7 protein-coding genes are annotated in these 9,804 nt (G+C 69.9%); 4 read left to right on the top strand and 3 right to left on the bottom strand.

The features are described from left to right. Both AC2VOP_RS08290 and panB read right to left on the bottom strand, forming a co-directional pair. The coding region (locus tag AC2VOP_RS08290; protein WP_486960517.1) for a CYTH domain-containing protein at positions 1-829 on the bottom strand (829 nt) is incomplete at its 3' end. 105 nt (positions 830-934) lie between these two features. Continuing rightward, positions 935-1,783 (bottom strand): 3-methyl-2-oxobutanoate hydroxymethyltransferase, encoded by an 849-nt coding sequence (panB, locus tag AC2VOP_RS08285; protein ID WP_486960519.1) that lies wholly within the window; start codon positions 1,781-1,783, stop codon positions 935-937. Between the two features lie 202 nt (positions 1,784-1,985). Here panB and AC2VOP_RS08280 point away from each other — a divergent pair, with 202 nt between their 5' ends. Both AC2VOP_RS08280 and AC2VOP_RS08275 read left to right on the top strand, forming a co-directional pair. After that, a complete protein-coding gene (locus tag AC2VOP_RS08280) occupies positions 1,986-3,392 on the top strand; it encodes a WS/DGAT/MGAT family O-acyltransferase (RefSeq protein WP_486960516.1) in 1,407 nt (468 codons plus the stop codon). A gap of 59 nt (positions 3,393-3,451) precedes the next feature. Continuing rightward, positions 3,452-4,987 carry an alpha/beta hydrolase gene (locus AC2VOP_RS08275; protein ID WP_486960515.1) on the top strand — a complete coding sequence of 512 codons (1,536 nt, stop codon included), beginning with the start codon at positions 3,452-3,454 and terminating at the stop codon, positions 4,985-4,987. A gap of 168 nt (positions 4,988-5,155) precedes the next feature. Here the strand turns inward: AC2VOP_RS08275 and AC2VOP_RS08270 are convergent, their stop codons facing one another. Further along, on the bottom strand, positions 5,156-7,114 hold the full coding sequence (locus AC2VOP_RS08270; RefSeq protein ID WP_486960514.1) for a hypothetical protein: 1,959 nt from the start codon (positions 7,112-7,114) through the stop codon (positions 5,156-5,158). A 442-nt stretch (positions 7,115-7,556) separates the two neighbouring features. Here AC2VOP_RS08270 and AC2VOP_RS08265 point away from each other — a divergent pair, with 442 nt between their 5' ends. Beyond that, positions 7,557-9,152, top strand: a complete 1,596-nt coding sequence (locus AC2VOP_RS08265; RefSeq protein WP_486960518.1) for an alpha/beta hydrolase — start codon at positions 7,557-7,559, stop codon at positions 9,150-9,152. Between the two features lie 29 nt (positions 9,153-9,181). Then, the coding region (locus tag AC2VOP_RS08260) for a glutamine synthetase beta-grasp domain-containing protein (RefSeq protein WP_486960513.1) at positions 9,182-9,804 on the top strand (623 nt) is incomplete at its 3' end.

Raw genomic sequence — 9,804 nt, 5'->3', positions numbered from 1 at the left:
TCAGCCCGAACGAGTTCGGGGAGACCCGCAGCAGGCTGCGGATCTTGCGGCTGGTCACCCGCATCTGGTGGACCGCGTCGTCAGCGTCGGCCCGAACCGCCCGATCCCACACCAGGAGCTCGTCGATCTGCTCGGCCACCGCGCGATGGAGCGGGTCGGCCGGTCGGACCGGTAGATCCGGCGCGGCTGCGGACTCGCCGAGCACCCGCGCCAGCTTGGAGCCCTGCTTCGCCGGCGTCGCGCCGGCGTCGAGTAACCGGTGGCTCAGCCGGTCCAGCAGCTCGGTGTCGGCGGCCGCGCCGGGCCCGACGAGTTCGAGTTCCCACTCTCGCCACCGCAGTATCTCCTCGGCGGATTCGGCCAAACCGGCGGCGACCTCGTCGTCGCAGAACTCGGCCAGCGCCGCGCCGGCCTGGCCGCACAGCAGTTGGACGTCCCGGTGGGTGGTAATGCGTGCGACCGGGCGCAGCGGACGGTCGCGCACGATAGCCAGCACGACGTCTCGCAACTCGTCGGGCACGGGGTCCTGGTCGGCGTCCGCGGTGCCCAACGGAACCCGAACTTCGGTGCGGGCGTCGGGCCCGGCGGGCAACTTCAGGTGCCAGCCGGCATCGGAGCCACCGGTACGACGGCGCAGCGTGACTCGTCTGGCCGCCAGGTCACGTGCCGGCGTGTCGAAGTACACGGCGTGCAGTGCCAGGGTCGGTTGCTTTGCTATCCGGCTGATCGCGGCAATGCCGGCAAATGACGGCGACAGGGTCGACTCGTCGACGTCGAATTTGCGCTCGACCTCCAGATGGCGCGACGTGTTTGCAGCCTTGACAGCCATGGACACCTCCGTCGTCGCGATCGGGGAGTGCCGTCAAGCGTGCCACATCCGGTGACCGGGGCGGGAGACAGCGCCCGGCACCAGGGCCGGACGCGCCGCCTGTCTTTAGAAGCTGTGCTGGTCGTCCGGGAACACCCCGGCCGCCACCTCGTCAGCGTATTGGGTTGCGGCACGGCGCAATTCCTCGCCGACGTTTCCGAACCGCTTGACGAAGCGAGCCGTTCTGCCGGTGGTGAGCCCGGCCATGTCCTGCCAGACCAGAACCTGGGCGTCGCAGTTGACGCCGGCGCCGATGCCGACGGTGGGGATGGTCAGCTTGCCGGTGATCTGGGTGGCCAACTCCGCGGGCACCATCTCCATCACCACGCAGAACGCACCTGCTTCGGCGACCGCGATCGCGTCGGCGACGGTCTGCTCGGCGGCGTCGCCGTGGCCCTGCACCCGGAAACCGCCCAGCGCGTGGACGCTCTGCGGGGTGAAGCCGATGTGCGCCATCACCGGGATGCCGGCCGCGGTCAGGATGGCGATCTGCTCGGCGACCCGCTCGCCGCCCTCCAGCTTGACCGCGTGTGCGCCGCCCTCCTTCATGAACCGGGTGGCAGTGGCCAGCGCGGCCGCCGGCCCGGCCTCGTAGCTGCCGAACGGCAAGTCGGCGACCACCAACGCATGCGGCGCACCACGCACCACCGCGCGCACCAGCGGGATCAGCTCGTCGACGCCGACCGGGACGGTGCTGTCGTAGCCGTAGACGACGTTGGCAGCCGAGTCGCCGACCAGCAGCACCGGAATGCCTACCTCGTCGAAGACCCGCGCGGTGGAGTAGTCATAGGCCGTCAGCATGGCCCACTTGCGGCCCTCGGCCTTCATCTTCTGCAGGTGATGGACCCGGGTCCGGGGCTTCTGCGGGCTGGAGGCCGGCTCGCGCGAAGCGCCATATGCAGTGCGCTCAGATATCTCAGACATGACTGTCCTTCACGGTGGTGTTCGGATCGATCCTCGTGGCCCCGCCGGGTCCCCGGGTCGTCTGACATCATCTAGTGTGCCAGCCGCGTCGCCGCGGCTGAACCGCGGGCCCAGTGGATTTCCTCACACCTGGGCCCACCGGCGCCCTCTGGCGCCCACTCGTGCCCTCTGGTACGGGGCTACCATCGGCGGCATGCAACGGCTCAGCGGACTCGACGCCAGTTTCCTCTACCTGGAAAGCGCCGCACAGCCGTTGCACGTCTGCTCGGTGATGGAGCTGGATACCTCGACGATGCCGGGCGGATACACCTTCGGGCGGCTCCGCGAACAGTTGGCGCTGCGCATCAAGGCGATGCCGTCCTTTCGGGAGAAGCTTGCCGATAGTCCGCTCAACCTCGACCACCCGGTCTGGGTGGAAGATCGCGACTTCGACGTCGACCGGCACCTGCACCGCATCGGGTTGCCGCCGCCGGGCGGGCGGGTCGAATTGGCCGACATCTGCGGGCACATCGCCGCGTTACCGCTGGACCGCAGCCGGCCGCTATGGGAGACGTGGGTGATCGAGGGCCTGGGTGACCCGGCCGGCCCGGGTAAGAAAGCACCTCGCGCCGGCCGTCTGGCGGTGATGACCAAGGTGCATCACGCCGGGGTGGACGGCGTGACCGGCGCGAACCTGATGTCGCAACTGTGCAGCACCGAGGCGGATGCGCCGCCACCGGAGCCGGTCAGTGGTCCCGGCGACGCCAGCGAGTTGGCGATCGTCGCCGGCGGGCTGGCCCGATTCCTCACCCGGCCACTGCATCTGGCCAACGTGGTGCCGGACACGGTGTCGTCGGTGGTCAAGTCGGCGCAGCGAGCACGCGTCGGGCTGGCGATGGCACGGCCGTTCGCCGCCCCGCGGACCGTTTTCAACGCGCGTGTCACCGCCCATCGCAACGTCGCCTATGCCCAACTGGATCTCGACGACATCAAAAGGGTCAAGGACCATTTCGGCGTCAAGGTCAACGATGTGGTGATGGCGCTGGTCTCCGGGGTGCTGCGGCAGTTTCTGCTTGACCGCGGCGAGCTACCGGACGCGTCGTTGGTGGCGATGGTCCCGGTTTCGGTGCACGGCAAGTCCGATCGCCCCGGGCGCAACCAGGTATCCGGGATGTTCGCTTCCCTGCAAACCCAGATCGCCGATCCGGGCGAGCGCCTGCGGGCCATCGCTGAGGCGAATTCGGTTGCCAAAGAGCATACTTCGGCGATCTCAGCGACACTGCTGCAGGACTGGACGCAGTTCGCCGCACCCGCGGTGTTCGGTGCCGCGATGCGGCTCTACGCCAAGACCCGGCTGGCCAGCAGTCGTCCGGTGTACAACCTGGTGGTGTCCAATGTGCCGGGCCCGCAGATTCCGCTGTACTTCCTGGGCGGCCGGATCACCGCCATGTACCCGCTGGGGCCGCTTTTTCACGGCTCGGGACTGAACATCACCGTGCTATCGCTGGACGGCAAACTGGACGTCGGGCTGATCGCGTGTCCGGAACTGCTGCCCGACCTGTGGGAGTTAGCCGACGATTTCGGCGCTGGAATCAAGGAACTGCTGGCGCGCGTCCCGTGACCCGCCGGGTGCGCCGGGTAGCGGGGTGTGCGAGTCAGCGCATGGCAGCATGTGGTGTCATGAGTCCGCGCACAGCCCTGGCCTGCACGGTGGCCACGGTCACAGTCGCGGCAGCGCTCACCGGCGGCGGTTGCGCTCGGCTGACCGAGGGTCGCGCGGTGTTGCCGTCGGCGAGGATCGGGCAGCCGCTGCAGTGGGAGAAGTGCCGATTCACCGCTGACACCACGGTCAAGGTTGCCGACGACGCCCGATGCGGCTATGTCGCGGTGCCGGTGGACTACAACCATCTGGACGGTGCTGATGTCAGCGTCGCGCAGCTGGCGATCATCCGGTTCCCGGCCACGAAAGATAAGGTCGGGTCGCTGGTGATCAACCCGGGCGGGCCGGGTGAGTCCGGCATCGAAGCGGCGGTGGGCCTCGTCGCGACGTTGCCGAACCGGATCCGGGAACGTTTCGACCTGGTCGGCTTCGACCCGCGCGGGGTGGCGTCGTCGCGACCGGCGGTCTGGTGCAACTCTGACGCAGACAACGACCGGCTGCGCACCCTGCCGCAGGTCGATTACAGCCCGGCGGGCGTGGAGCGCATCGAGGACGAGACCAAGGCCTACATCGGCCGCTGTGTCGACAAGAGCAGCAAGGATTTCCTGGCCAACGTCGGCACCGTCAACGTCGCCCGGGACTTGGACGCCATCCGGGCCGCGGTGGGTGACGAGAAGCTGACCTACCTGGGCTACTCCTACGGCACCCGGATCGGCGCGGCTTACGCGGAGGCCTACCCGCAGAATGTCCGGGCGATGATCCTCGACGGCGCGATCGACCCGAACGCCGACCTCATCGAAGAGGAACTCCGCCAGGCCCAGGCGTTTCAGGGGGCGTTCGACGACTACGCCGCCGACTGCGCGAAAGACCCGACCTGCCCGCTGGGCACCGACCCCGCCAAGGCGGTCGACGTCTACCACAGCCTGGTCGACCCGCTGGTCGACAAACCGGCGAAGACCAAGGACCCGCGCGGCCTGAGCTATCCGGACGCCATCGCCGGCACCATCATGGCGCTGTACTCCCCGACTTTCTGGAGCCACCTCACCGATGGCCTGACCGAGCTGGCCCACGGGCGCGGTGACACCCTGTTGATGCTGGCCGATCTGTACATGCGCCGCGACGGGCGAGGCCGCTACACCAACGCCACCGATGCGCGGGTGGCGGTCAACTGCGTGGACCAGCCCGCGATCAAAGACCGCGCCAAGGTGATCGAGGAAGACCGGCGTTCCCGCGAGGTGGCCCCGTTCATGAGCTACGGGAAGTTCAGCGGCGACGCGCCACTGAGCACCTGCGCGTTCTGGCCGGTGCCGCCGACCAGCGAGCCGCACGTCATCTACGCACCCGGTCTGCCGCCGACGATGATCGTGTCCACCACCCACGACCCGGCCACGCCGTATCAGGCCGGTCTCGACCTGGCCAGACAGCTGCACAGCGGATTGCTCACCTACAACGGGACCCAGCACACGGTGGTCTTCCAGGGCAACGACTGCGTCGACGGCTACGCGACCGGCTACCTGATCGACGGCGCCCTGCCGCCGCCGCACACACAGTGCTGACTGACCGCTGGTGCGCCCGAATAATGCGCGACGATCAGTGATTGTTCATGCCGCCGTCGGCTACGCCGGCTCGCGCAGAGGTGGGTGGGCAGGTTCGCGGCAGGGGGCCAATGGGGAAGGCCCCGCACGCCGGGGCGTGCGGGGCCTTCCCCATTTCCCAGCGCCGACCTATGAACTGGGCGGCGTGGCGCCTGTGCCGCCTGCGCCGCCTGCGCCGCCTGTGCCGTCGGTTGGCGGGCTGCCGGCTTCGCCGGGCTCGCCAACGACTGAGGCGGAGCTGCCGCCGTGGCCGCCGGTGCCGCCGGTGCCGCCGGTGCCGGCGGTGTCGCTGCCGCCGGTGCCACCGTCACCGCCGTTGCCGCCGGCTGCGGCGCCGGTGGCGTTGTCACCACCTGCGCCGCCGGTGCCGCCGTCGCCGGCGGTGCCTTCGGTAGCGGTGGCGTCGCCGCCGGTGCCGCCTTCGCCGCCGACACCACCGGCACCGCTGTTGCTGGCGCCGCCGGCACCGCCGACGCCGCCGCTGCCGCCATCGAGTACGGCTTTACCGCCGGCACCGCCAACGCCGCCGGCGCCGCCGGTGCCGCTGTCGCTGGCGCCACCGGCACCACCGTCGCCGCCGGCGCCACCGACACTGAAGCTGCCAGTGCCGGCACCGGCGGCGCCGCCAACGCCGCCGACACCACCGGCACCGCTGTTGCTGTCACCACCGGCGCCACCGGTGCCGCCGGCGCCGCCAGTATCGGTGCCGGTACCGCCGTTGCCGGCGGCGCCGCCGGCGCCGCCGGTGCCGCTGTCGCTGGCGCCACCGGCACCGCCGGCACCGCCGTTGCCGCCAACGAATGAGGAACCGCCGGCACCGCCGTTGCCGCCGGCACCGCCGTCCAGAGCGCCCGTTCCCTGGAACCCGGCACCGCCGACACCGCCGGTGCCGCCTTCGCCCAAGGCGCTGCTGTCGGCGCCGCCGGTGCCACCGTTGCCGGCGGCACCGCCGGCTATGGCGGCGCCGCCGGCACCCCCGTCACCACCGGCAGAAGCAGCGACACTCGCCGCGCCACCGTTGCCGCCGTCGCCGCCGCTGCCGACGCCACCCGCGGCCCCGATTGCCCCGGCCGTTCCGACGTCGGCGCTGGCTTGACCGCCGTCGCCGCCGTCACCGCCATTCATGGTCAGCCCGGCCGTAGTGAACCCCGCACCGCCGACACCGCCGGTGCCGCCGTTACCGGAGTTGCCGCCCAGGCCCAGGATGGACCCGGCGTCACCGCCTGCGCCGCCGACGCCGCCGGTGCCGCCAGGACCCGCGGCGCTAGTCAGAGTCGCGTCGACGCCGGCAGCGCCGGTACCGCCTTGACCGCCTTCGCCGCCGAAGCCGAACAGGTGCGCGGCACCGCCGGTGCCGCCGGCGCCACCGGTCATCAGGTCAGCAGTCGCACCACCGGTCAGGCCGGCGCCGCCCTGGCCGCCTTCGCCGCCGTTGCCCCCGAGGATGCCGCCGCTACCACCGTCGAGGCCGGCGCCGGCTGGCGTGGTGCCGCTGGCGGCGGCCCCTACGCCACCCATCCCGCCGTCACCGATCAGCTCGGCGTTACCCCCGGCCGAACCGGTCCCGGTGATCACATCACCGGTCGAAAGGTCGTGCAGCACACCGCTACCACCGTTACCGCCCAGCCAGCCACCGTCACCGGCCGCCACAAGAGTGCCGGTCATGCCGTCGGTCAGATGCGCGTCGACGCCGTTGCAGAGCAGGCCACACGCTCCCGCAAACTCAAACAGCGGGTTGACGAGGTTGAAGATACCGGTCGTGATCAGGGCCTGATCCAGGCCACTGACCGCGCCATACAGGCTCTGCCAGAGGCTGACGAGGGCCCCATCGATTCCCGAGAGCGCGTCACCCGCTGCTGCCGTCGCGCCGGCGTCGTCGGGCACCGCGCCCAACCCACCGACCAGCGCGGCGATCGCCTGGTCGATCGCGTCGTCGAAACCGAAGTCGGCATGCGCGGCCGGCGCGGAAGCCAACGGCGTCATCCCGAACGCCACAAACGCGCCCACCGTGCCGGCGGCACCGGCTACCCGCCGTCCCACGGCTTTGCCTGCGCGACCACGCTTCCCGTCGCTGCTGTGACTACTCATTGCGAAATGCCCTCCCTGTGAACAGTCCGTTGGTTCGAGTTAACCTTCGGCGGTTGCCAACGTAACACCGACCGAGGACGACCACAACCGAACCGGAGTTGTTTTTTTAACTCTGTTCATCTTCGGCACATAAACTCGGATTCGCGGGCTGAGCTGCGGGTTCTCCATAACCACACCGAAGTTAGGCCGTTGTGGTGAACAACTTTCCAAGGGTTGACCTGGGGTTCTGTTGGTTTGGGCGGGTCGTTCTGGCGAAGCGGCGATGGCCGGCAGGGGATGGGGGCGTAGTGGGGACGCAGGGCCGCAAACAGCCTCGCCAGCCCCGGGTTGGCCCTCAGGGAACTGGGAACCGCGCGTCACGACAGCGGTGGTCGCGGATAGTCCACAATAGTGATGAACGCGTGACCTTCTCGCCCGCGGACCGTGCCCTGGCGCTGCCAGACTGTCAGCCGTGCGGCGCGCCAGACGGATCACTTCTGCGCTGCTGGTTGCTCTTGTCGTGATCCCGCTGGCGGGCATAGCCGCCGACGCCGCAACCGCGAGCGCCTCGCCGGAGTCCGGCAGCAGCGTGTCTGCGGACCCTCAGGACGCCCAGGACGCCCAGAACCAGAACCTCCAGGTGTCGCCGCCGGCCTGGGGCAGCTGCACCGAGCTGATCGGCGTCCTCGGTGACCTCCTCACCGCGCGCTGCACCACGGTCGCCGTCCCCGTCGACTACCGGCAACCCGGCGGCGAGCAGGCGAAGCTGGCGGTGATTCGGATTCCCGCAACGGGTGGGCCCGGTGAGCGGATCGGGTCGCTGCTGGTCAATCCGGGTGGACCCGGTGCCTCGGCGGTGGACGCGGCCGTCAGTCTGGCAACGGCGCTGGCGGGCACCGAGCTCGGTCGCCGCTTCGACCTGGTGGGTTTCGATCCGAGGGGAGTCGGCTACTCCACCCCCGCGCTGCGCTGTCGCACCGACGCCGACTTCGACGCGTACCGGCGCGAGCCGATGGTGGACTTCAGCCCGTCGGGGGTGGCCCACATCGAGGGGCTGTACCAGCAGCTGGCCCGGCAATGCGCGGACCGGATGGGGACCGGGTTCCTGGCGAACGTCGGGACCGTGTCCGCGGCACGCGATATGGACCTGGTCCGCCGGGCGCTCGGCGACGAGCAGCTCAACTACCTCGGTTTCAGTTACGGCACCGAGCTGGGTACGGACTACCTGCAGCGGTTCGGCGACCATGTGCGCGCCATGGTGCTCGACGGCACCATCGACCCCGACGTCGGCCCGGTTGACCAGAACGTCGACCAGATGGCCGGTTTCCAGCAGGCGTTCAACGACTACGCGGCGGACTGTGCCCGCTCAGCCGAGTGCCCGCTGGGCACCGACCCCGCCCAGGCGGTGAACCGGTATCACGGGCTGGTCGATCCGCTGGCCACCGCACCCGCGCGGACCAGCGACCCTCGCGGCCTGAGCTACGCCGACGCGATCACCGGCACCATCAACGCGCTCTATACCCCGCAGTACTGGAAACATCTGACCAGCGGGCTGCGCGAGCTGCAGCGCCGAACTCCCGCCGACGACCTGCTGGAGCTCGCAGACGACTATCAGGGCCGCGACGAGCAGGGGCACTACACCAACGCGCAAGATGCCTTCAACGCGATCCGGTGCGTCGACGCGCCGGCACCGACCGACTCGGCGTCCTGGGTGGAGGCCGACCGGCGGATCCGCCAGGCCGCGCCGTTCCTGTCTTACGGCGGGTTCACCGGGGACGCCCCGCGCGACGTGTGCGCCCTGTGGCCGGTGCCGGCCACGTCGGTGCCGCACATCGCGGCACCGGCGGCGCCGGGCAAGGTTGTGGTGGTGTCCACCACACACGATCCGGCCACTCCGTATCAGGCCGGTGTCGAGCTGGCTCGGCAACTGCACGCACCGTTGATCAGCTACCAGGGCACCCAGCACACCGCGGTGCTCGGCGGCGACCGCTGCGTGGACACCGCGGTGGTGCGCTATCTGGTCGACCGGGTGTCGCCGCCGGCGGATCTGCGCTGTTAGCGCCCGCGCACGCTGATACGCTTCGGGTCATGGACCGACAGAAGGAGTTTGTGCTTCGCACGGTGGAGGAGCGTGACATTCGCTTCGTCCGGCTCTGGTTCACCGACGTGCTCGGGTACTTGAAGTCGGTGGCGATCGCACCGGCCGAACTCGAGGGCGCCTTCGACGAAGGTGTCGGCTTCGACGGATCGGCGATCGAGGGTTTCGCCAGGGTTTCGGAGGCCGACACCGTGGCTCGCCCCGACTCGTCGACCTTCCAGATCCTGCCGTGGACCGGCACCGGCGGCGCACATCACTCGGCTCGGATGTTCTGCGACATCACCATGCCGGACGGCTCGCCGGCCTGGGCGGACTCCCGGCACGTGCTGCGCCGTCAGCTGTCCCGGGCCGCGGACCTGGGCTTCACCTGCTACGTGCACCCCGAGGTCGAATTCTTCCTGTTGCAGTCCGGCCCCTACGACGGGTCGGTGCCGGTTCCTATCGACGACGCCGGCTACTTCGACCAGGCGATCCACGACTCGGCAACCAACTTCCGCCGGCACGCGGTCGAGGCACTGGAGACGATGGGCATCTCGGTCGAGTACAGCCACCACGAAAACGCGCCCGGCCAGCAGGAGATCGACCTGCGCTACGCCGACGCGCTGTCGATGGC

The sequence above is a fragment of the Mycobacterium sp. TH-M106 genome, from assembly GCF_057473765.1.
The sequence above is the reverse complement of the archived record's forward strand: the minus strand, read 5'-3'. Positions and strand labels throughout refer to the sequence as shown.

Bases quoted from the DNA above. Each gene is read 5' to 3' on its own strand.
- AC2VOP_RS08270 (WP_486960514.1), bottom strand. From the start codon at position 7,114: ATGAGTAGTCACAGCAGCGACGGGAAGCGTGGTCGCGCAGGCAAAGCC.
- AC2VOP_RS08280 (WP_486960516.1), top strand. From the start codon at position 1,986: ATGCAACGGCTCAGCGGACTCGACGCCAGTTTCCTCTACCTGGAAAGC.
- AC2VOP_RS08275 (WP_486960515.1), top strand. From the start codon at position 3,452: ATGAGTCCGCGCACAGCCCTGGCCTGCACGGTGGCCACGGTCACAGTC.